At 73.2% G+C, this 21518-nt stretch carries 24 protein-coding genes and 1 pseudogene; 18 read left to right on the top strand and 7 right to left on the bottom strand.

What is annotated here, in order from left to right:
- Positions 1 to 87 precede the first annotated feature (87 nt).
- The 6 genes from NOCJ54_RS0117115 (at position 88) to NOCJ54_RS0117090 (ending at position 4798) form a co-directional block, all read left to right on the top strand.
- Positions 88 to 2088: an FHA domain-containing protein gene (locus tag NOCJ54_RS0117115; protein ID WP_028656469.1), complete on the top strand. Its 2001-nt coding sequence runs from the start codon at positions 88 to 90 to the stop codon at positions 2086 to 2088.
- A gap of 181 nt (positions 2089 to 2269) precedes the next feature.
- Complete coding sequence (gene rpsF, locus NOCJ54_RS0117110) at positions 2270 to 2557, top strand: 30S ribosomal protein S6 (RefSeq protein WP_028656468.1); 288 nt, start codon at positions 2270 to 2272, stop codon at positions 2555 to 2557.
- Between the two features lie 119 nt (positions 2558 to 2676).
- On the top strand, positions 2677 to 3270 hold the full coding sequence (locus NOCJ54_RS0117105; protein ID WP_028656467.1) for a single-stranded DNA-binding protein: 594 nt from the start codon (positions 2677 to 2679) through the stop codon (positions 3268 to 3270).
- Between the two features lie 67 nt (positions 3271 to 3337).
- Positions 3338 to 3574, top strand: a complete 237-nt coding sequence (gene rpsR / locus NOCJ54_RS0117100) for a 30S ribosomal protein S18 (protein ID WP_028656466.1) — start codon at positions 3338 to 3340, stop codon at positions 3572 to 3574.
- Between the two features lie 29 nt (positions 3575 to 3603).
- Positions 3604 to 4050: a 50S ribosomal protein L9 gene (gene rplI / locus NOCJ54_RS0117095; RefSeq protein ID WP_028656465.1), complete on the top strand. Its 447-nt coding sequence runs from the start codon at positions 3604 to 3606 to the stop codon at positions 4048 to 4050.
- 97 nt (positions 4051 to 4147) lie between these two features.
- The gene (locus tag NOCJ54_RS0117090) at positions 4148 to 4798 is read left to right on the top strand and encodes a hypothetical protein (protein ID WP_028656464.1); all 651 of its coding nucleotides are present in this window, start codon (positions 4148 to 4150) and stop codon (positions 4796 to 4798) included.
- Positions 4799 to 4821: 23 nt separating this feature from the next.
- On the opposite strand, the gene NOCJ54_RS0117085 is transcribed toward NOCJ54_RS0117090, so the two are convergent.
- Positions 4822 to 5385 (bottom strand): hypothetical protein, encoded by a 564-nt coding sequence (locus NOCJ54_RS0117085; protein WP_028656463.1) that lies wholly within the window; start codon positions 5383 to 5385, stop codon positions 4822 to 4824.
- A complete protein-coding gene (locus tag NOCJ54_RS0117080; protein WP_028656462.1) occupies positions 5382 to 6752 on the bottom strand; it encodes an MATE family efflux transporter in 1371 nt (456 codons plus the stop codon). The genes NOCJ54_RS0117085 and NOCJ54_RS0117080 overlap by 4 nt, the downstream gene beginning before the upstream one ends.
- A 463-nt stretch (positions 6753 to 7215) precedes the next feature.
- Between NOCJ54_RS0117080 and dnaB the strand changes: the two genes are divergently transcribed.
- The 4 genes from dnaB to NOCJ54_RS0117060 all read left to right on the top strand — a co-directional run bounded on the left by dnaB (position 7216) and on the right by NOCJ54_RS0117060 (position 12224).
- The gene (gene dnaB, locus NOCJ54_RS0117075) at positions 7216 to 8625 is read left to right on the top strand and encodes a replicative DNA helicase (RefSeq protein WP_028656461.1); all 1410 of its coding nucleotides are present in this window, start codon (positions 7216 to 7218) and stop codon (positions 8623 to 8625) included.
- Between the two features lie 165 nt (positions 8626 to 8790).
- The gene (locus NOCJ54_RS0117070; RefSeq protein ID WP_028656460.1) at positions 8791 to 9522 is read left to right on the top strand and encodes a hypothetical protein; all 732 of its coding nucleotides are present in this window, start codon (positions 8791 to 8793) and stop codon (positions 9520 to 9522) included.
- A 201-nt stretch (positions 9523 to 9723) separates the two neighbouring features.
- Positions 9724 to 10614, top strand: a complete 891-nt coding sequence (locus NOCJ54_RS0117065; RefSeq protein WP_028656459.1) for an ABC transporter ATP-binding protein — start codon at positions 9724 to 9726, stop codon at positions 10612 to 10614.
- Positions 10611 to 12224: an ABC transporter permease gene (locus tag NOCJ54_RS0117060; RefSeq protein WP_051485986.1), complete on the top strand. Its 1614-nt coding sequence runs from the start codon at positions 10611 to 10613 to the stop codon at positions 12222 to 12224. The genes NOCJ54_RS0117065 and NOCJ54_RS0117060 overlap by 4 nt, the downstream gene beginning before the upstream one ends.
- Before the next feature lie 4 nt (positions 12225 to 12228).
- On the opposite strand, the gene NOCJ54_RS30360 is transcribed toward NOCJ54_RS0117060, so the two are convergent.
- The 4 genes and pseudogenes from NOCJ54_RS30360 to NOCJ54_RS0117045 form a co-directional block, all read right to left on the bottom strand.
- Positions 12229 to 13014, bottom strand: coding sequence for a glycosyltransferase (locus NOCJ54_RS30360; RefSeq protein ID WP_051485985.1), 786 nt, complete (start codon positions 13012 to 13014; stop codon positions 12229 to 12231).
- A 281-nt stretch (positions 13015 to 13295) separates the two neighbouring features.
- Positions 13296 to 13430: pseudogene (locus NOCJ54_RS30730) on the bottom strand (hypothetical protein); the annotation flags it as partial.
- Positions 13431 to 13486: 56 nt separating this feature from the next.
- Positions 13487 to 14020 carry a 2'-5' RNA ligase family protein gene (locus NOCJ54_RS0117050; RefSeq protein WP_028656457.1) on the bottom strand — a complete coding sequence of 178 codons (534 nt, stop codon included), beginning with the start codon at positions 14018 to 14020 and terminating at the stop codon, positions 13487 to 13489.
- Between the two features lie 9 nt (positions 14021 to 14029).
- Entirely contained in the window at positions 14030 to 14254 is a 225-nt protein-coding gene (locus NOCJ54_RS0117045; protein ID WP_028656456.1) for a hypothetical protein, read from the bottom strand.
- 147 nt (positions 14255 to 14401) lie between these two features.
- Between NOCJ54_RS0117045 and NOCJ54_RS26515 the strand changes: the two genes are divergently transcribed.
- The 7 genes from NOCJ54_RS26515 (at position 14402) to NOCJ54_RS0117005 (ending at position 19927) form a co-directional block, all read left to right on the top strand.
- Entirely contained in the window at positions 14402 to 14797 is a 396-nt protein-coding gene (locus NOCJ54_RS26515) for a VOC family protein (RefSeq protein ID WP_036518433.1), read from the top strand.
- 43 nt (positions 14798 to 14840) lie between these two features.
- Positions 14841 to 16154 (top strand): HNH endonuclease, encoded by a 1314-nt coding sequence (locus NOCJ54_RS26510; RefSeq protein ID WP_084255369.1) that lies wholly within the window; start codon positions 14841 to 14843, stop codon positions 16152 to 16154.
- Between the two features lie 110 nt (positions 16155 to 16264).
- A complete protein-coding gene (locus NOCJ54_RS0117030) occupies positions 16265 to 16492 on the top strand; it encodes a hypothetical protein (protein WP_028656455.1) in 228 nt (75 codons plus the stop codon).
- A gap of 103 nt (positions 16493 to 16595) precedes the next feature.
- Entirely contained in the window at positions 16596 to 16949 is a 354-nt protein-coding gene (locus NOCJ54_RS0117020; protein WP_028656454.1) for a hypothetical protein, read from the top strand.
- A gap of 199 nt (positions 16950 to 17148) precedes the next feature.
- On the top strand, positions 17149 to 17592 hold the full coding sequence (locus NOCJ54_RS0117015; protein ID WP_028656453.1) for an RrF2 family transcriptional regulator: 444 nt from the start codon (positions 17149 to 17151) through the stop codon (positions 17590 to 17592).
- Between the two features lie 64 nt (positions 17593 to 17656).
- Positions 17657 to 18871: a globin domain-containing protein gene (locus NOCJ54_RS0117010; RefSeq protein ID WP_028656452.1), complete on the top strand. Its 1215-nt coding sequence runs from the start codon at positions 17657 to 17659 to the stop codon at positions 18869 to 18871.
- A gap of 201 nt (positions 18872 to 19072) precedes the next feature.
- Entirely contained in the window at positions 19073 to 19927 is an 855-nt protein-coding gene (locus NOCJ54_RS0117005) for a hypothetical protein (RefSeq protein WP_028656451.1), read from the top strand.
- Here the strand turns inward: NOCJ54_RS0117005 and NOCJ54_RS0117000 are convergent.
- On the bottom strand, positions 19903 to 20688 hold the full coding sequence (locus NOCJ54_RS0117000; RefSeq protein ID WP_028656450.1) for a TetR/AcrR family transcriptional regulator: 786 nt from the start codon (positions 20686 to 20688) through the stop codon (positions 19903 to 19905). The two genes, NOCJ54_RS0117005 and NOCJ54_RS0117000, sit on opposite strands and share 25 nt — an antisense overlap.
- 208 nt (positions 20689 to 20896) lie before the next feature.
- On the opposite strand from NOCJ54_RS0117000, the gene NOCJ54_RS0116995 reads away from it, so the two are divergent.
- Positions 20897 to 21508 (top strand): hypothetical protein, encoded by a 612-nt coding sequence (locus NOCJ54_RS0116995; protein ID WP_028656449.1) that lies wholly within the window; start codon positions 20897 to 20899, stop codon positions 21506 to 21508.
- Positions 21509 to 21518: the final 10 nt, after the last annotated feature.

Here is a 21518-nt window from a genome sequence, read left to right as displayed (position 1 = left end):
GGTGTCCCGCCCGGGTCCGATCCCCAGAACACGGGTATTTCGGTAAACCAGTGCCAGAAGATCGGCGCGCGCACTAGCGTCCCGCGGGTGCAGAACCTGACCGCCCGCATCGGTGACCGGACCTGGACCCTGACCCCCGCCCAGGGCGCGACCGTCGGCCGCGACCCCGGCAGCACGGTCCAGGTCGACGAGCCGCGGGTCTCCCGCAACCACGCCCAGCTGCGCCACGACGGCACCGGGTGGGTCCTGGTCGACACCGGCTCGAGCGGCGGCACGTGGCTCAACGGCGTCCGGGTCACCGAGGTGCGCGTCGCGGCGCACACCGAGGTCCGGCTCGGCGCGATCGACGGTCCGGCGCTGGTGCTCGTGCCCGAGGGGGCCGCGCAGCGGCCGGCCGCCCCGGTGCTGCCGACCGGCGTGGCGCCCGGTCTCGCGCAGACGGTGTTGCCGGGCACCGGGCCGACGGGGCCGGGCTACGTGGGTGGCCCCGGCGTCGTGGTGCGGGTCGGCGGCACGACGCACCGCTTCCCGCCGGGCAGCGCCGTGCGGATCGGGCGCGACCCGGCCGGTGAGGTCGTCGTCGACGACCCGTCGGTCTCCCGCCTGCACGGCGTGGTCGAGGGCCGCCCCGACGGCTGGTGGTACGTCGACCGCTCCTCCGCCGGCACCTGGCGCGACGCGGACCGGGTCACCCAGCTCCGGCTGGACGAGCCGACCACGCTGGTGCTCGGCCACCCCACTGCCGGGGTCGAGGTCGAGGTGGTGCCGGTCGTGGACGCCAGCCAGGCGCAGCGCTCGATCGCGCGGAAGAAGCGCAAGGGCCGCGGCACCCTCGTCGCCGGGATCGCCGCCGTCGCGGTCATCGCCGCGGCCGGCGTGGGCACCGCGGTGGTGCTCACCGGCGACGACGGCAAGGACGGACCCGGCAGGTCGGACGACCCCGGCCTCAGCACCGCCGAGCTCGACCGGGCCAAGCTCGCCAGCGTGCTGATCCTCGCGGTCGGCCCCGACGGCCAGGTGCTCGGCAACGGCTCGGGCTCGGTCATCAGCGAGGACGGGCTGATCCTCACCAACGCGCACGTGGCCGACCCGGACGCGCCCGGGCAGAACCCGCCCGGCGAGGAGCCGGCCGGCTACAAGATCGCGCTGGTCTCCCCCAGCGACGACGAGCCGGCCGCTCCGTCCTTCACCGCCGAGACCATCGTGTCCGACGGCGTGCTGGACCTCGCGGTCATGAAGATCACCGGCGACGCCGAGGGCAACGCCATCGACGAGGACGACCTCGACCTGCCCGAGCCCCTCGAGCTCGCCGACAGCGACGACGTCCGCACCGGCGACCAGATCACGGCCCTCGGCTACCCCGCCATCGCGCACGTCGCGACCGGCGAGGAGTTCGAGCGACGGGCGCTGACCGTCACCCGTGGCGTGGTGTCCACCTTCCTGCAGGAGCGGCCCATCCACGACAGCCGCGCCTGGATCGACTCCGACATCCGGATCGGGTCCGGCAACTCCGGCGGCGCCTCGATCAACGAGGACGGCGAGATCATCGGCATCAACACCGCCGTCGTCACCGAGGCCACCGTCGGCGGCAGCGGCGAGGGCGGGGCGTTCACCGGCGGCTCCGCGCGGATCCGGCCGGTCAACTTCGCCCGCGACATCATCGAGATCGCCCAGGAGGGCGGCGACCCGTCGTACGTCTCGCCCTTCCTGGAGGAGCTGCCGGACCAGCCGGCCGACCCGATGGGCGGCGAGGCGTCGGCCAGCGGCGCCGGGTGGTCGCTCGACGGAGGCAACGACTGTTCGGTCCCGAGCACCATCGACTCCCCGCAGACCCTGTCCGGGGTGAGCCTGCCCGGGACGCTCTACGCCCACTTCGCGGTGAACGGGCTGCCCGACGGGACGCCGTTCCGCATCGACGTCTACGACCCGCAGGCGACCAAGCTCGGCTCGCTCGACGGCGTGTGGTCGCTCGGCGCCGGCGAGGTGTGCGCCCAGGTCCAGCTCGAGCTCCCGGCCGGGCTCGACGGGGCGAACGCCGTGCTGGTGGTCGGGGAGACCTCCATCGAGAACCCGGTCTGGTTCCAGTGAGCGGGGAGCGCCCGGACCGGGATTGGGTCCAGCACCCCGCGCGCTGTTAACCTCTCCTGTCCGGTGCCGACAGGCGCCGTACTGCAGCACCCCGTCTGCCCGGCCGAACCGGTGCAGGCATGCAGAGCCCTCCTGCCACGGAGAGTCCGTGGCCGTCAGTCCAGAGGAGGTGGAGACCGCTTTGCGCAACTACGAAGTCGTGGTCATCCTCGACCCGAGCCTCGACGAGCGGACGGTTCAGCCGTCGCTCGACAAGTACCTGAACGTCGTCCGCAACGACGGCGGCACCGTCGACAACGTCGACGTGTGGGGCAAGCGCCGCCTGGCGTACGAGATCAAGAAGCACGCCGAGGGCATCTACGCGATCATCAAGCTGACCGCGGCGCCGGCGACGATCGACGAGCTCGACCGTCAGCTGACCCTCAACGAGTCCGTGCTCCGCACCAAGGTCCTGCGCCCCACCGTCTGAGGCACTCGACCCGTCCTGTGGATGCCGCCTGTTCAATGTCGGCCCCACCGGACACGATGGGGGCCGTTGCCCGGGGCTGACCCGGGCGGGCCACTGAACCCACTCACCAGGAGACCACCATGGCTGGCGACACCGTCATCACCGTTATCGGCAACCTGACCGACGACCCGGAGCTTCGCTTCACCCCGTCGGGCGCTGCGGTTGCCAACTTCACGGTGGCGTCGACCCCGCGCTCGTTCGACCGTCAGACGAACGAGTGGAAGGACGGGGAGACCCTGTTCCTGCGCTGCTCGGTCTGGCGCCAGGCCGCGGAGAACGTCGCCGAGTCCCTGCAGAAGGGCATGCGCGTCATCGTCCAGGGCCGGCTCGTGTCGCGTTCCTACGAGGACCGCGAGGGCCAGAAGCGCACCGTCAACGAGCTGCAGGTCGACGAGGTCGGCCCCTCGCTGACGTGGGCGACCGCCAAGGTCACCCGCGCCAACCGCTCCGGCGGTGGCGGGGGCTACGGCGGCGGCGGCCAGCAGGGCGGCGGCCAGGGCGGTTTCGGTGGCAACCAGGGTGGCTACGGCAACCAGGGTGGGGGACGTCCCGCGGGTGGCGACCCGTGGGGCAGCCAGCCGGCCTCCGGCGGATCCAACACGGGTGGCGGCGCGCCGGCCGGTGACCCCTGGGCTGCCCCGGGTGTCTCCGGTGGCGACGAGCCCCCGTTCTGAGCTACATCAACCAACCATTCCGGCCGTCGTTGACTGACGCGGCCGGGCTCTGAGGAGGAGCACCACAATGGCGAAGGCAGTCGTTCGCAAGCCGAAGAAGAAGGTTTGCCAGTTCTGCAAGGAGAAGGCCACCGGTGTCGACTACAAGGACACCGCCCTTCTGAAGAAGTTCATCTCCGACCGCGGCAAGATCCGCGCCCGTCGGGTGACCGGCAACTGCGTCCAGCACCAGCGTGACGTCGCGATCGCGGTGAAGAACGCCCGTGAGGTCGCGCTGCTGCCCTACACCTCCAGCGGCCGCTGAGCTCGGGTTAGAGAAGGAGAGCTGAACTCATGAAGATCATCCTGACCCAGGAGGTCGAGAACCTCGGCGCTGCTGGCGACGTGGTCGAGGTCAAGGACGGCTACGGCCGCAACTACCTCATCCCGCGTGGCTTCGCGATCCGCTGGACCCGCGGTGCGCAGGCCCAGGCCGACTCGATCAAGGCGGCCCGCGCTGCGCGTGCCGTCCGCGACGAGGCGCACGCCGCCGAGATCAAGGCCAAGCTCGAGGGCGCCCCGGTCGACGTCAAGGTGAAGGCCGGCCAGGGCGGCCGCCTGTTCGGTGCGGTCACCCCCGCCGACATCGCCGCCGCGCTCGGCGAGGCCGCCGGCGAGTCGATCGACAAGCGCACGATCGTCCTCGGCAACCCGATCAAGTCGCTGGGCAACCACGCGGTCTCCGTCAAGCTGCACGACGACGTCTCCGTCGCCGTGACGCTGAACGTGATCCCTGCCTGACGCAGCGCACGATCATCGGCGTGGCCGGTCCCTCGCGGGGCCGGCCACGTGGCATTTTTGGGCACGTACCTCTCCCCCCTTCCCCAGGAGACCCCCGATGCGCCTGCGCCGACTCTGGCCTGCTGCCCTGATCGCCCTCACCCCCGTCCTCGCCGCCTGCGGCGACGACGACAACGAGCCCGACGACGACGCCACCGAGCCGTCCTCGCAGGCCCCGTCGCCGACGGAGGCCACCTCGGCGACCGAGGAGCCGACCCAGGCCACCAGCGAGCCGACCAGCGAGCCGCCGGCGGCCGACCTGCTGCCGGCCGCGTGCGACCTCATCACCGGCGACGACCTGGCGAAGGCGATGGGCATCACCTTCGGCCCGGCCGAGCCCGGGGGCGGCACGACCAGCGAGCAGGACCTCGAGTGGCGCAGCGACAACTGCTCCTTCGAGGCCGAGGACCTGGTCGAGGTGACCATCAAGGTCACCGGCCCCTCCGACTTCGTCAAGGGCACCTTCGGCTGCTCGCAGCCCAGCGAGATCGCCTCCATCGTCGAGCCGGCCGATGACATCCCCGGCGCCACCGACGGCTGGTGGAAGGTCAGCGACGCGCCGCCGCTCGAGGCCGAGCTGCGCGCCTGCTCCGCGACGGCGAACGTCGAGGTGGAGATGGAGTACGAGGACGGCGTCGACTACGAGGGCGACCCGCGCCAGCAGGCCGCCCAGATCGCGACCCACGTGCTCAACAACCTGCAGGGCTGAGCAGGCCCGCCGGCCGGCCGGTCTCAGGCGGCGGGGGCCTCGGGGGCGTCGACCTCCGGGGCCCCCGCCCACCTGCGCCCGGCGAAGACGAAGCACAGCACCACGAGGGCGATCTGGACCGCCTGCGCGGCCACCTCGCCCGCCGTACCCACGCCGTCCCAGCCGGCGCCGAAGGCGAGCGGCGGGGCGGCGAGCACGAACAACAGGGTCAGCGCGGCGATGCTGAAGCTGCTCGCCCCGCCGGTCGCGCGGGCGCGCAGGGCCGCCTGGCTGAGCTCGTGGCACACCAGGGCGAAGAACGCGAAGCGCGGCACGTCGGCCGCCCAGCCCAGCGACGGGTCGGTCTCCAGCCAGCGCGCGACCGTCGGCACGACCAGCGCGACCGAGACGACGAAGGCGAGCCCGCCGAGCAGGCGCAGCAACGGCAGCCGGCGCTCGTCGAGCGAGGGGCCGACCCCGTGCAGGCCGACCAGGACCAGGAACCAGCCGAGCGGGTCGGGCAGCGGGTCGAAGGTGCCGGGCTCCGCCTCGACCGGGCCGAGCGCGATCAGGACCAGGCCGAGCCCGACCGCCTGCAGCGGCTTCACGCGGCCGCCCCGGTGACCAGCCACTCCTCGCCGCGCGACCGGCGGAGCAGGGTCGCGAGCCGGCCGCCCATGAACGCCAGGCCGAACACGACCCACACCACGGTCAGGCCGGCACCCAGCGCACTCGTCAGCAGCACGAGCGGAGCGTAGCCGCCCAGGACGACCAGCCCTGCCACGGCCAGGTAGCGGCCGTCACCGGCGCCGATGAGCACGCCGTCGAGCACGAAAACCACCCCGGCCACCGGCTGGAAGGCGGCTGCCACGAGGAGGACCGGGACCAGTGCGTCCCGGACCGCGGCGTCGGGGGTGAACAGCGCGCCGAGCCACGGGCTGGCCACGGCGAGCAGCACGCCGGTGGCGACCCCGCTGCGCACGCCCCACTGCACCATCCGGTCGGTGACCTCGCGCGCCGCCTTCCGGTCACCGGCACCGAGGTGGCGCCCGGTGATCGCCTGCGCCGCGATCGCGATCGCGTCGAGGACGAAGGCCAGGAAGTTCCAGATCGTCAGCGCCAGCTGGTGCGTCGCGATCGGCACCGCGTCGCCCGAGCCGGCCGCCACCGCGCCCGCGTCGGCGGCCTCGCCCGCCGCCAGCACCACCGCGGCCGTCGTGACCAGCAAGGACGCGCGCAGCGTGAGCGTGCGCACGAGGAGGGGCACGCCGGCGCGACCGGCCGCCCGGATCCCCGCCGCGTGCGGGCGCAGGCTGGCGCCCTCTCGGCGTGCGGCACGGACCACGACCGCCACCAGCGCCACCGCCATCGCGACCTGGGCCAGCACGGACCCGACCGCGGACCCGGCCAGCTCGAGCCGCGGCGCCGGCCCGACGCCGTACACGAGGAGGATGTTGAGGGCGAGGTTGGCGGCGTTGCCGGCGACCGCCACCACCAGTGGCGTGCGGGTGTCCTGCAGGCCGCGGAGCACACCGGTCGTCGCGAGCACGAGGAGCAGGGGGGTGGTGCCGAGCGCGGCGATGCGCAGGTAGGTCGTCGCGGCGTCCTCGACCCCGCCCGACGCCCCGAACACGGAGACCAGCGGACGGGCGAGCAGGCTGGTCGCCACGGTGACCGGCACGCCGATCGCGACGGCGAGCCAGAGCCCGTCGACGCCCTGGGCGAGCGCCTCGCGGCGCCGGCCGGCACCGAGCTGGCGGGCGACCCCGGCCGTCGTGCCGTAGGCGAGGAAGACGCACAGCCCGACCACCGTCGACAGCACCGTGCCAGCGAGGCCGAGGCCGGCGAGCTCGCGGGTGCCGAGGTGGCCGACGACGGCCGCGTCACCGAGCAGGAACAGCGGCTCGGCCACCAGCGCGAGGAACGCCGGGACCGCGAGCCGGGCGATCTCCCGGTCGAGGGCGCGGCGGTTCATGCCGTATCCGGCCGGGCCATGTCAAGCGCCGGTGGAAAACTTGACCCCAGCTGTGGAAACCCGGGTTCGGGAGCGGCGGAAGATCGGTCGCCGGGGTGGCCCCACCAGGAACGGCGGAGGACCGCCGGGTGAACGGCGACACCGCCGAAGTATTTCCACTCCACAGCTGTGCACCAGCGTTTGCGCAGGTCAGCGGACACTTCGTCGATTCTCCACATCGTTCTTCCACAACCTCCTCCCCAGCCCTTGCACACCATGTCCGCGTGTCGTCCACGACCTCGCCCCAGTTATCCCCAAGGCTTGTGGACAACTCGGTCGCGCCGGCTATCGGGGCGGCCGTGCCAGCCCCTAGGTTCGACGGGCAGGGATGGGTCGGACCCCCTCGGCATGCTCGTCACCGTACGACGTCCCCGCGGCGCCGCGACGGCGCCCACCGCGATCGAGTCAGGAGGAGCCGGAGACCGTGAGCCTCACCGACGACCCGCCGTCCTGGACCGCTCAGCCGCCGGACGACTGGGGCGACGGCCCGGCGCCGTACGCACCGGGCGAGGCGCCCACCGGGGGACGGGTCCCACCGCAGGACCTCGCCGCCGAGCAGTCCGTGCTCGGCGCGATGCTCATCTCCAAGGACGCGATCGCCGACGTCGTCGAGGTGATCCGCGGGGTCGACTACTACCGGCCGGCCCACGAGATGATCCACGAGGCGATCCTCGACCTCTTCGGCCGCGGCGAGCCCGCGGACATGGTGACCGTCGCCGGCGAGCTCCAGCGCCGCGGCGAGCTGCAGAAGGTCGGCGGTGCGGCGTACCTCCACACCCTCGCCGCGAACGTCCCGATCGCCGCCAACGCCGGCTTCTACGCCGAGATCGTCTACGAGAAGGCGATCCTGCGCCGCCTGGTCGACGCCGGCACCAAGATCGTGCAGATCAGCTACGCCGGCGAGGGCGAGATCGACGGCATCGTCAACGAGGCGCAGTCGGAGATCTACAAGGTCACCGACCGCAACAAGTCCGAGGACTACGCCCCGCTCAGCGACATCATGGACTCGGTCCTCGACGAGATCGAGGCGATCGAGAACCGTGAGGCCGGCATCTACGGCGTGCCGACCGGCTTCGCCGACTTCGACGAGCTCACCAACGGCTTCCACTCCGGCCAGATGATCGTCGTCGCCGCCCGTCCCGCGATGGGCAAGTCGACGCTCGCGCTCGACTTCTGCCGCGCCGCCGCGATCCACAACAACCTCACCGCCGCCTTCTTCAGCCTGGAGATGACGCGCGCCGAGATCGTCATGCGACTCCTCTCGGCCGAGGCGCGGATCCCGCTCAACCACATCCGCAACGGCAAGATGGGCACCGAGGAGTGGGACCGCCTGGCCCGCCACGTCGCCAAGGTCTCGGCCGCGCCGATGTTCATCGACGACTCCCCGAACATGACGATGACCGAGATCCGGGCCAAGGCCCGCCGGCTCAAGCAGAAGCACGACCTGCGGCTGATGGTCATCGACTACCTCCAGCTGATGAGCTCCGGCAAGAAGGTCGAGTCCCGCCAGCTCGAGGTCTCCGAGTTCTCCCGCCAGATCAAGCTGCTGGCCAAGGAGCTCGAGATCCCGGTCATCGCGCTCTCGCAGCTCAACCGTGGTCCCGAGCAGCGCGCCGACAAGCGTCCCGCCGTCAGCGACCTGCGTGAGTCCGGCTCGATCGAGCAGGACGCCGACATGGTCGTCCTGCTCCACCGTGACGACGTCTACGAGAAGGAGTCGACCCGCCCCGGCGAGGCCGACCTGATCGTCGCCAAGCACCGCAACGGCGCGACCCGGGACATCGTGGTCGCCTTCCAGGGCCACTACAGCCGCTTCGTCGACATGGCGCACTGAGGCTGGCCGGAGCTGGTCCGGGGGAGCAGGGAGGCGATATCCCCCGGGTACCCCGTGCGAAAGACCGGGGGTCGTCGCGTGAAGTCCGGTGGTGCGGCCTCTTCCCGTCGGGTCGGTGAGGTGGGACTGTCCGAGGGCTCCCTTCGCTCCCCAGGAGGTCCTCCCGTGCGGTTCTCGCGTTCCTTCTCCGTCACCTCCGGTGCGCTCGTCCTGGTCGGCGCGACCACGATCGCCTACGCCGCGGCACCCGACGACCCGGTCATCCACGCCTGCTACGCCAGGGCCGACGCCCCGAGGCAGAACCTCGTCCAGGTCCTGCTCGGCAACGGCGGGCACACCTACACCAAGGGCGACCTGCGGTTCGTCGCCGAGGGCGAGTCGTGCAAGGCCCACGAGACGCCGCTCCAGTGGGACGCCGGCAACGACCGGGTGGCCGAGGAACTGGCCGCGCTCGCGGACCGGGTCGCCGAGCTGGAGGAGCAGGTCGCGGACAACGAGACGGAGACGGCCGAGCGGATCGCTGCACTGGAGGCGCGGGTCACCGCGCTGGAGCCGGTGGCTCCGCCCGAGGAGCCACCGGGCGACGCACCGGCGCTCTACTTCGTCAGCGAGCCGCGGCCCAACGACGTGACGAGCTGGTGGGCGCCGCGCATGAGCGCCCGGTCGCTGGAGCCCGGCACGATCGTCTACCTCCACGCGGAGTACGACGGCGTGCCGGGCGAGCCGGAGCGCGCGGGGATGATGGAGGAGAGCGGGACCGGAGGCGTCCGCCTCGAGGGCGGGCCGCTCGGCTTCCCCATCTCCTGCTCGGCGCGCAACGCCTACTTCGAGGCGAGCGTCAGCGACGGGACCACCGTGCGGACCGGGGTCATCCCGAAGGGGCCGGGCTGCCCGTGAGCGTCCTGCTCGACCGCGACGACGTCCACGAGAAGGAGTCGACCCGCCCCGGCGAGGCCGACCTGATCGTCGCCCAGCACCGCGACGGCGCGACCCGGGACATCGTGGTCGCCCTCCAGGCCATGACAGCCGCTTCGTCGACATGGCGCACTGGACACGAGGCTGCGGCTGTCGGCTCGTCGGCCGTGCCACACTCGTGGCGTGGCAGTCATCGAGCTGCAGGACGTCGTCAAGACCTTCGGGGCCACCCGGGCGCTGGACCACCTCGACATGTCCGTGGTCGAGGGGGAGGTGCACGGCTTCCTCGGGCCGAACGGTGCCGGGAAGTCGACCGCGATCCGGGTGTTGCTGGGCCTCCTGCGCACGGACTCGGGCACCGTGCGGCTGCTCGGCGGCGACCCGTGGCGAGATGCTGCGCCGCTGCACCGCCGGCTCGCCTACGTTCCCGGTGACGTCTCGCTGTGGCCGAACCTGACGGGCGGAGAGGTCATCGACGTGCTCGCCCGGATGCGGGGCGGGCTCGACGAGGCACGGCGCAGCAGCCTGCTCGAACGGTTCGAGCTGGACCCGACCAAGAAGGCGCGCTCGTACTCCAAGGGCAACCGGCAGAAGGTCGCGCTGGTGGCAGCCCTCGCGAGCCGGGTGGACCTCTACCTGTTCGACGAGCCGACCTCCGGGCTCGACCCGCTGATGGAGGCGGAGTTCCAGGCAGCGGTGCGCGAGCTCAGGGAGGAGGGGGCGACCGTGCTGCTCAGCTCCCACATCCTCGCGGAGGTCGAGGCGCTCGCCGATCGCGTCAGCATCATCCGGGCGGGCCGCGTCGTGCAGTCCGGGACGCTCGCCGACCTGCGCCACGTCACCCGCACCACCGTCGTCGCGCAGACCGCCCGGCCCGCCGCCGGCATCGCCGACCTCCCCGGGGTCCACGACCTCGAGGTCGTCGACGACCGGATCAGCATGGCCGTCGACTCCGACCAGCTCGAGCACGTGGTCGCGGTGCTGTCGGGTCTCGGCGTCCGCTCGCTGGTGGCTCACCCGCCGACCCTGGAGGAGCTGTTCCTGCGCCAGTACGGCGAGGACGTGCAGGTGTGACCGTGTCGCGGTCGCGCTCCAGCTCGGTCACCGGCGTCTCCCACCAGCTGCGGCTGGTCGCGCGCCTGGACCGCGTGCGCCTGCCGTTGTGGGTGCTGGGGCTCGGCGGCACGATCGCGGTGAGCGCCCTGGCGGTGCCGCCGCTGTACGACACCCCCGAGAAGGTCGCCGGGTACGCACGGGTCGTCGGGACGAGCCCCGTGAGCCACCTGATGTCCGGCCGACAGGCCGGCATCGACTCGCTCGGCGGCATCGTCGCCAACGAGATCTCGCAGTTCGCCCAGCTCGGCGTGTGCCTGATGGTGGCCTTCCTGGTCGTGCGGCACACCCGCGCCGAGGAGGAGTCGGGTCGCGCCGAGCTGCTCCGGTCCACCGTGCTCGGGCGCCACGCCGCCACCGTGGCCGGACTGGCCTACGGCGTCCTCGCCGCCGTCCTCATCGCCGCGGTCACGACCGTCTCCATGCTGTCGGTGGGCCTCCCGGTCGCCGGCAGCCTCACGTACGGCGCCGGGCTCGCGCTGCTGGGGGTGGTGCACACCGCGGTCACCCTCGTCGCCGTCCAGCTGTCCAGCACGGCACGCGGCGCCCTGGGCCTGGCGGGCGCCGTCATCGCGCTCGGGTACGTGGTCCGTGGCGTCGGCGCGGTGCAGGACAACGCGCTGGTGTGGGCCTCGCCGTTCGGGTGGGCGCAGCGGATGGACGCGTTCGGGGGCGAGCAGTGGTGGCCGGCCCTGCTCCTCCTCGCGGCGACCGCGCTCCTGCTCGCAGCGTCCGGGTGGCTGATGACCCGCCGCGACTTCGGTGGAGGAGTGCTGGCGGCCCGTCCGGGGCGCCCGACCGCACGCCGTGGGCTGGCGACGCCGTTCGGGCTGTCCGCGCGGCTGCGGCGCGGCACGGCACTCGGGTGGGCGGTCGGATTGACCCTGTTGGGTGCGCTGTACGGCGCCGTCGTCCCGTCGATCCCCGAGCTGGTCGAGTCCAACCCCGAGATGGCTGACGTGGTCGGCGCCGCGGCGGGCGGGGAGGCCCTGGTCGACGCCTTCCTCGCCTACATCTTCCTCTTCATGGCGGTGGTGTCCTGCGGCTTCGCCGTGTCGGCGGTGCTCCGCCTCCGGGCCGAGGAGGAGGCCGGGCGCGCGGAGCTGGTGCTCGGCACGCCCGTGCGCAGGTCCGCCTGGCTCGGCGCCACGGCGGCCTTCACGTTCCTGGTCACGGCGGTGCTGACCGTGCTCATGGGCGCGGGCCTGGCGGTGGGGTACGCGCTCGGCTCCGGCGACTGGGAACACCTGACCGGGCACGTCGGCGGCCAGGTGGCCTACCTGCCCGGCACGCTCGTGGTCGGCGCGGTCGCGGTCGCGCTCCACGGTGCGGTGCCCCGTGCGGGGGCGCTGGCCTGGGCCCTGCTCGCGTACGTCGCTGTGCAGGTCATGCTCGGCGAGCTGCTCGGCCTCCCGGACTGGGCGGAGGCGGTCTCGCCGTACTCGCACCTCGCGGAGGTTCCCCGGGAGAGCTGGGAGGCGTGGCCGAGCCTGGCCCTGGTCGTCGTCGCGGCCGCGCTGACCGCGGCCGGGATCGCCGGCTTCCGTCGACGCGACATCGCCTCCGGCTAGGGGCTCAGCGCCAGTCCCGGACCAGCGCCTCGAGGCGGTCGGCCGCGCCCGCGGCGCCCGCCTCCTCGGCCATCGCCCGGGCGAGGCGCTGCGCCGCGGGTTGCAGGGTCCGGGCCTGCCGGACGGCCGCGCGCAACCGGGGTGCGGTCAGCCGACGGCGGGGGAGGAGGACGCCGGCCCCGGCGCGCTCGGCCCGGCGCCCGACCTCGGCCTGGTCGCGGCCGAACGGGACGACGACCACCGGCACGCCGGCGGCGAGCGCCCGCTGGGTCGCGCCCATCCCGCCGTGGGTGACGGCCACGGCGGCGTGGGGGAGGACCTGCGAGTGCGGGACGAACTCGTCGACCCGTGCGTTGCGCGGCACGTCCGTGACGCTCGCGCCGGCCGGCATGGTGGCGAGCACCGTGAGGTCGGTGCCGTCCAGCGCGTGCAGCGCGGTCCGGACCAGCACGCCGTCGTCCTGGAACTCCGAGCTCGTGGTCACCAGCGCGACCGGCCCGGGCGGAACGTCGAACGGCGCGGCCCGCGGGTCCCAGGCGTCGGCGACGGCCGCTGCTCCCCAGGCGTTGGTGTCGACGACGAGGACGTCGGGCGCCTCGGCGGTGATCGCGGAGCGCAGGTCGTCGAGCTCGAACCGGCCGCGCTCGACGAACACCCGGGTCGAGCGGCGCAGCGACGCGACCGAGGTGCGGCCCAGGTAGTCGTCGTGCCGGACCTCCTCGATCGCCGGGTCGTGACGAGCTGGGCCAGCAGGCGGCGCCGGTCCCGCCCCGACCGCTCGGCCAGCCACGGCGCGAAGACCCGCCGGCACCACGCCAGGTGGAGGGCGCGCCCCGCGTCGCACGCCGCGGCGAAGGCCGGCACGCGGTCCTCCTGGCGGAGCAGGTGCACGACCGTGTCGCCGTGCTCCTCGTAGTGCGCGACGAGGTTCGCGACCGCGGCGGGGAGGTCGCCGACCGGCGCCGCGCCGCGCTCGCCGGCGACCTGCTCGCGCGTCTCCTCGACCAGCACCTCGACCAGGCCGTCCTTGGAGCCCAAGCGACGCACGACGGTCTGCACCGTCACCCCGGCGTCGTCGGCGATCTGCGCGAGCGTGACGTCGTCGTACGACGACCGGGTGAACCAGTCAAGAGCAGCGGCGAGGATGCGGCGCCGGGTCTCCTCGGCGGCCTCGGCCCGGGCGGTCTGGACGTACGCCCTTTTCATGTTCACAAGACGAACACCAAATGTGGTGGTCGTCAATGGCCCGTCTGGGGTGGGTTTCAGCCTGTGTGCGCTTCGCCGGTCTGACCGGAGATTGTCTCGACCACGCGCAGGTCCGGGTCCCACCAGCGCAGCCGGTCCGCGACCAGCTCGCGCACCGGTGACGCGTCGTGCAGCACCTCGATCGCGTCGGCCAGCCGGCGCCGGGGCACCCGGCGGGCGAGGGTGACGTGTGGCGTCCACACCGGGTGCCGCACGCCGGGCACCAGGGCACGCAGGGATGCCACCGCGTCGGCCACGGCCGCGTCGGGCTCGACGAGGTGGGCGAGCGTGACCCGCGGACCGTCCCCGAGCACCAGCAGGCCGCGCACGCTGAGCACGGTGGGCAGCAACGGGCCGAGGAGGTCGACGGCCGGACCGACGACGCCCGGGTCGATCGGCATCGCGGCGACGAGGGTCAGGTGCGGGGCGTTGGTCATCGACCGGTGGTCGGCCTGGGACGGCAGCCCTGCGTGCCGCAGGGCCTCCCACTGCGCCTCGACCGCGTGCGCGGAGGCCTCGTCGAAGCTCAGCTCCAGGGCGTGGTCAGGCACCGGTCCAGCCTAGGCAGTCGCGAGCCGTCGGTGTGGCGGGTTGTCGAGGCCGTCGACGTGGACCCCGACCTTCGGCCCGTCCCAGACGAGCATGGCCAGACCGGCGGCCTTGCCGCACGCGGTCCGCGACTTCAGCTTCGCCAGGTTCACCACCCGGACCTGGAAGGGCCGTCCGCGCCGCGCGGAGTCGTGGACCCAGACCTTCTTGCCGAAGCTCCGCAGCGCCCGCGGCAACAGGATGCAGTGCGAGCGACCACCCGTCGCGTAGAACGCCGCCCCGGACCGGAGCCAGTGCAGGCCGTCGCGCGGCCGGCTCGGCAGGCAGCCCGGTGCGCGGAGTGGCGCCGCGGCCGTGGAGAGCCGGTTTGTGATGGTGGTCGGGTGAGCCTCTTCCGCACCCCGCAGGTCGTCCTGTTCACCCCGGACCCCGAGCGGGCAGCCGCGTTCTACCGCGGCCTCGGGTTCGAGGAGGTGTTCCGCACGCCTGCGGAGGGACCGCCGATCCACGTCGACCTCGTCCTCGACGGCTACCGCCTCGGCCTCGCCAGCGAGGCCTCGACCCGCGACGACCACGGCCTTGCCCCCGTCGCCTCCGGCCAACGGGCAGCCGTCGTGCTCTGGACGGATGACACCCGCGCGGCGTACGCACGCCTGCAGGAGCTCGGCGCCCGTCCGGTCAAGGAGCCGAGCGAGTGGCTGGGCCGCCTGCTCATCGCGTGGGTCGAGGACCCGGACGGGCACCTGGTGCAGGTGGCGCAAGTGGCCGGGACGGGATGACGAAAGTCCTTGTTTATCGAACACATGTTCGATAGGATGGAGCATGGCACTCGGGCCCACCCTCTCCGCAGCACAGGTCGCCGACCTGCGGTCGGCGCTGGCTGCCGGCGAGCTGCCCGATGAGCCGGGCGAGCTGATCGGCCTCGTGGCCGAGCTCGAGGCGCTGAAGTCGACCATCTGCGCGCGCCAGGCAGACGCGGCCGTGGCGTACGACGCGGCCCGGCGCGAGGACGAGGAGCTCGGGGGCGTTCCGGCTGCCCACCGCGGACGCGGGGTCGCCGCCGAGCTCGCCCTCGCCCGCCGCGAGTCGGTGCATCGTGGCCAGGCGCTGCTCGCGTTCGCGAAGGTGGGCCGCACCGAGATGCCGCACCTGCTGGAGCGGCTCGCCGACGGCACGCTCAGCGAGTTCCGCGCGATGCTCGCCCTGCGCGAGACCGCCTGCCTGTCGGCCGACCACCGGGCACTGGTCGACGAAGAACTGTTCGCCGACCCGGACGCCCTCGACGGCATCGGCACCCGCGCCCTGGTCGCGCGGGTGCGGACCATCGCCTACGAGCTCGACCCGGCCTCGATCGCCGAGCGCGCTAGCAACGCGGTGAGGGACCGCCACGTGTCCATCCGCCCCGCGCCCGACACGATGGTCCGCCTCACCGCGCTCCTGCCGGTCGCCCAGGGCGTGGCACTGCACGCCCAGCTCACCCGGGACGCCGCGACGATGACCGCCACCGGAGACGAGCGCCGCAAGGGCCAGCTGATGGCCGACCTGCTCGTCGCCCGCACCACCGGGGTGCCGGTCGGCGACGGACCGCAGCCGCCCGCGGTCCCGGTCGGCGTGACCCTCACGCTCCCTGCCACGACCCTCGCGGGCGGGCACGCGCCCGGCCTCGTCGACGCCGAGCCGGTGCCGGCCGAGATGGCGCGGTTGCTCGTCGCGGCCTCTCTCGACGCGGGCCTCGACACGTGGTTCCGCCAGCTCTACGCCGACCACACCGGGCGCCTCGTCGCGATGGCCAGCAAGCAACGCATCTTCCCCGCCGGCCTGGCCGACTTCCTCTCGGTCCGCGACCAGGGAATCTGCCGTACCCCGTGGTGCGGCGCCCCGATCCGGCACCTCGACCACGTCGAGCCGTACGCCGACGGCGGACCCACCACCGCCGACAACGGCCAGGGCACCTGCGCGGCCTGCAACCACGCCAAGCAGGCCCCCGGCTGGCGCCAGCACGTGGAGCCCGACGGGACCGTCGAGACCGTCACCCCGTCCGGCCACCGCTACCGATCCCGCGCGCCCGCGCCACCCGGCTGGCGCACCCCGCTCTTCGTGAAGACCGGCCACGGTCGCTACACCCTCGTCGCCTGACAGCCCCCTTTGGTGGGTGGTTCTCGCAAACGCTCACGCACGCCCGCGAAAGGTGACATCGTCCCCGGACTCCCAGCCGTTGGGTGACACTCGTGGACAGGACCCGACGCATGTCTGATCTGGCTTACACCGCCACCTACGTCCGCCTGGGGCGCAGCCCCTTCGGTGCGAAGCACAAGGAGGCCCGGGCCTTCGCCCAGTGCCTCGCCGGCGGATCCGGCCTGCTGGTCGTCACCCCGCTGCTGGACGACCGTCCGCCGATCAGGATCCTCGACACCGGGCTGCCCACCTCGACACTGCTGACGCCGACGCCCTCGCCGACGCCGTGCGCGACCTGAGCATCGAGCTGCGCTGCACCGTGTTCCACGGCGAGCCGGAACCGGCAGCGGAGGGGGAGTGGGGCGGCTGGGGTGTCGTCGGCCTGCCGACGGTGGACCTCCAGTGAGCGCCGACGACGCGCAGGGCGTGCGCGCCCTCCTGATCGAGCCCGACGGGCCGAGCCGGGTGGTTCGGGTGCGCGACGCCGACGACGTCCGCCGGGTGATGCGGGCGGCCAGCACCGACGCCCACGTCGTGCTCGACGGTACGACGATCGTGTGGGTCGGCTACGGGTCGGAGGAGTGGAACACCACCGCCAGCAGCTTCCTCACCTTCCTCGGATCGGGCCTGCGTGGCGCGGTCAACGGGCCCCTGCTGATCACCGGCGCCGGCGACGACGGCCTCGACGACGGCCTCGACGACCTCGGCCCGGAGGTCGAGGCGGCGGCACGCGCGTACGGGCTCATCACCGCCTGAGACGCGGCCGGTCCGAGCGACGGCGCAGCCGCTCGAGCGTCCGAAGCACGTCCCGTCCCCGGCCCTGTCGGACCACGACGCCTACGTCGTCGAGGTGGACGTCGCGCGCGCCTGACTCCCGGGGAGCGGCAGTGGATGTGGCGAGGAGCACGCCGCGTTTATTTGGTATCCAAGATGCATATTTCACTACGGTGAGCACGTGGAGCTGACCAAGTTCACCGACCTGGGCCTCCGGGTGATGATGCGTCTGGCCGTCCTCGAGGAGGACGCGCCGATGACCACGCAGGTGGTGGCGCAGCAGCTGAACGTGTCGTACGCCCACGCGGCGAAGGTCGTGGCCCGGTTGCAGTCCCTGGGCGTTGTCGAGACCCGACGGGGCCGGGCCGGAGGGCTGCGGATCACCGCGGCCGGACGGACGATGTCGGTCGGGCGGCTCATCCGCGAGCTGGAGGGCGTGGACGAGGTCATCGAGTGCGAGGGCGACCATCCGTGCCCCCTCCGGCAGGCGTGCCGGTTGCGCGGGCTCCTGCGCCAGGCCCAGGAGGCCTTCTTCGCCACCCTCGACCCCTGGACGCTCGAGGACCTCACCGCCTCGCCGACCGGACCGGTGCTGCTCTCGCTCAGCGCGCGGCCCGGGAGGTGACGGCCCCCGGACTTCCGTCGTGACCGCGACGGGGAAACCCACTCAGCACACCTTGGAGGGAATTGTGCTCAGCCCCACCTCGACCGAGGTCATCCGCGCGACGCTGCCTGTCGTCGGCGCTGCCATCGGTGAGATCACCCCGCTCTTCTACTCGAAGATGTTCGCCGCGCACCCCGAGCTGCTGCGCGACACCTTCAACCGCGGCAACCAGAAGGCCGGCGACCAGCCGCGTGCCCTCGCGGCCTCGATCGCCCGCTACGCCACGATGCTCGTCGACCCGGCAACGCCGGAGCCGGCAGAGATGCTCTCGCGGATCGCACACAAGCACGCCTCGCTCGGCGTCCGGGAGGACCAGTACGAGGTCGTCCACACCCACCTGTTCGCGGCGATCGTCGAGGTGCTCGGCGACGCGGTCACCGCAGAGGTCGCCGCCGCGTGGGACGAGGTCTACTGGCACATGGCGCGCGACCTCATCGCCATCGAGCGCGGCCTGTACGCCGCCGCGGGCACCGACCCCGAGCACGTCTTCCGTGAGCTGGTCGTCGCTGCGCGCACCCAGGAGTCGCCCGACACCGTGTCGTTCCGGCTCGCCGCCCCGGACGGCACGCCGCTGCCGGCAGCGCAGCCCGGGCAGTACGTCTCCGTCGGCGTCCGGCTGCCCGACGGGGCGCGGCAGGTCCGGCAGTACAGCCTGGTCCGGTTCGGCGAGGACGAGTGGACGATCACGGTGAAGGCCGTCGCTGCCCGCACCTCCGAGGACGGCACGGAGATCCCCGAGGGCGAGGTGTCGAGCTTCCTGCACCGCAACGTCTTCGAGGGCGACACCCTGCAGGTCTCGCCGCCCTTCGGCGACCTGATCCTCGACGACTCCGAGGCCCCGCTGGTCCTGGTCTCCGCCGGCATCGGGACCACGCCGATCGTCGGCATGCTGCACCACCTCAAGCACTCCGGCAGCACCCGGGCGGTCACCGTGCTCCACGCCGACCGGTCGCCCTCGCACCACGCCCTGCGCCGGGACCTGAAGGAGCTGGTCGGCACGATCGACGGCGCCACGCTGGTCCGGTGGTACGAGGACCTCGGCACCCGCCACCCGCGCGCCGACCTGGCCGCCGGGCTGATCGACCTCGCCGCGGTCGACGTCCCCGTGGGCGCCCGGGCCTACCTGTGCGGGCCGCTGCCGTTCATGGAGTCCGTGCACGCCGGGCTGGTGGCGAAGGGCGTCGCGAGCGACGCCATCCACTACGAGGTGTTCGGCCCCGACAAGTGGCTGGCCGGCTGACCTGAGGTGCAGGCGGCGGCCGGCTCCCCCGAGCCGGCCCCGCTCGCCTCGCGCCCGGGCAGCACCAGGGCGCCGAGCGCGGCAGCGCCGGGCATACGGCGGGGCGCCGGGACGACCGGGAGTTCTGTCGGACCCCGTCCCTACGGTTCCCCCTGCACGTCGCACCACGGACGAGCAGCAGGCACAGCACAAGGGGCGCCCATGACCATCGACCTCGGCCGGATCGGCCTCTTCCTCACCGTCCTCTCCGAGGAGGGGCAGCTCGAGCACGCCTGGCAGTTCGCCGCGGACGGCACGGGCTTCCACGCCGACCTCGGCATCGGGTCGTTCCACGTCTCCTACGTCCCGGACGACCAGACCGACCAGGTCGGCGTCGCGTGGACCCAGCTCGTCGCCGGCGAGCACCAGCTCGGTGCGGCCGCGTCGGTCGTCGCGGTCGAGGAGCGCGACGACACGCTGCTCGGCCGGCTCAGCCTGGTCGACCCGACCGCCGTCCTCGACCCGGAGGACTGCGCGGGCGTCGCGCCGGAGGACCGGATGTTGCAGTACGTCGCCGTCGTCAGCCTCGTCGGGGCCGGGTTCGACGTCGCCGACCGCGTGCGGCCGGTCGCCGAGACGCTCGCCGCCCTGCCGGAGGAGGCCGACCTGGGCGACGACGAGCGCGCGCTCATGACGATCCTGGTCCGCGACGCCGAGCGGCTCGAGCAGGTCGTCGAGCGCTTCTGGCAGTTCGTCCGGCTGCGTGAGGACGGCGAGGAGTCCCTTGCCGCGCACGAGCTGGACTGGCCGGCGGCGGTCGAGGCGCTCGTGGACGACACCACGTCGACCGCGATGCTCGGCGTCCTGTTCGGCAGGTTCGAGGAGAGCTCGATCCACGAGCACGTCTTCTTCCACCCCGCCGCCGACCGCACCCTGCGCGAGCGCGTCGTCGCGTCGTGGGACCGCATCGCGTCGCCCGACCGCCCGCAGCCGTACGGCGACCCGGCGGCTCCGTCGAGCGCGTTCACCGCCGACCGGGCCGCGTCCGTGGCCTACCTGCTCTCCGGCGCCGCCTGAGCGTCGATGAGCGCGGCCAGGCCGTCGAGGGTGCGGGCGAGGCCGAACTCCCAGGCGTGGCCGGCGCTCCACGCCGCCCCTTGCGCCTCGCCGGCCGCCGCGCCGATGCGCACCGCGCGCGGGTAGGCCTCGGGGTCGAAGGCGCGCTCCAGCACCGGCTGGTTGGCGGCCCACCACTCGGCGTCGCTCATCGCGCTGTCCGTCGTCGCCCGCGCGGCGTCGTGGGCGGCGCGGCAGTGCGACTGCACGAAGCCGAGCAGGAAGGTGAGTGCTGCGTCGGCGTCCACGTCGTCGAGACCGGTGCCGTCGAAGGCGGCCAGCTCGTGCTCGTACTTCGCCATCAGGCCGGGGCCGAGGGGCGGCCGGCTGAGCGCGGCCACCTCGGTGAGCCACGGGTGCGCGAGCAGGAGGTCGCGGTTGGCCTCCGCGACCCCGGTGAGGCGGCTGCGCCACGAGCGGCTGCGCCAGGCGGGCCGCGGCATCGCGAGGTAGAGCGCGTCGACCATGAGGTCCAGCAGCTCGGCCTTGCCGGGGACGTAGGTGTAGACCGACATCGCCGAGACGCCGACCCGCTCGGCGAGCGCCCGCATCGTCACTGCGGCGAGGCCCTGCTCGTCGGCAAGGGCGAGCGCGCTGGTGACCAGCTGCTCGACGCTGACCGACCGGCCCGGTCCCTTGCGCCGCGGCCCCGCCGAGGGATCGCCCCACAGCAGTGCGAGCGTGCGGCTCGGCTCGCCGCGCCCCGTCTCCCGCTCCGTCATGCCCCCATCCTCGCACTCGTGCCGTACGACGTACGGAGAAGGGACGCGTCGGGAGTGCCCGTCAGGAGTGCCGGTCGAGAGTGCCAGTGGCTCAATGTGACGATGGCGCCCGCCTCCCGATCGTCCTAGGTTGCCAAGTGGGCCCGGCCGGGGCCCACTCGGCGGCATCGACCGGTCTCGCGCACACCATCGACCGAGGAGGCAACCGATGTTCATCCAGGTGATCTGCGCGCCCTGCACCCGGCAGGACGACGCGCACGCACTCATCGACGAGTGGCGCCGCGACCTCGCCCCGGGGGCGACCGGCTGGCTGGGCGGCACCTACGGCTTCACCGACGACGACCAGCTGATGGCCGTGGTCCGCTTCGCGTCCCGCGAGGACGCGCGGGCGAGCTCCGACCGTCCGGAGCAGGGTGCGTGGGCCGCGCGCTTCACGGCGCTCATGGACGGATCGCTGGAGTACCACGACTGTGACGACGTCACGATGATGCTGGACGGCGGCTCCGACGACGCCGGCTTCGTCCAGGTCATCCGCGGGCGCGTCGACGACCCGTCCCGGCTCAAGGCGATGATGACCGACACCGAGACGCTGCACGAGATGCGGCCGGAGATCATCGGCGCGACCCTCGCGCTCGAGGCGGACGGCAGCTTCATCGAGACCGTCGCGTTCGCCAGCGAGGAGGCGGCCCGTGCCGGCGAGGAGGCGGCCCGTGCCGGCGAGAAGGTCGAGCCGCCGGCCGAGGTGCAGCAGGAGCTCGCCTACGCCCTGAAGGACGCGACCTTCCACGACCTGCACCACCCCTGGTTCCACAGCGCCTGACGGCGCCGAT

The sequence above is a fragment of the Nocardioides sp. J54 genome (assembly GCF_000519005.1).
Lineage (GTDB): Bacteria > Actinomycetota > Actinomycetes > Propionibacteriales > Nocardioidaceae > Nocardioides.
Note: the sequence above shows the minus strand (reverse complement) of the source record. Positions and strands in the feature narration are given on the sequence as shown.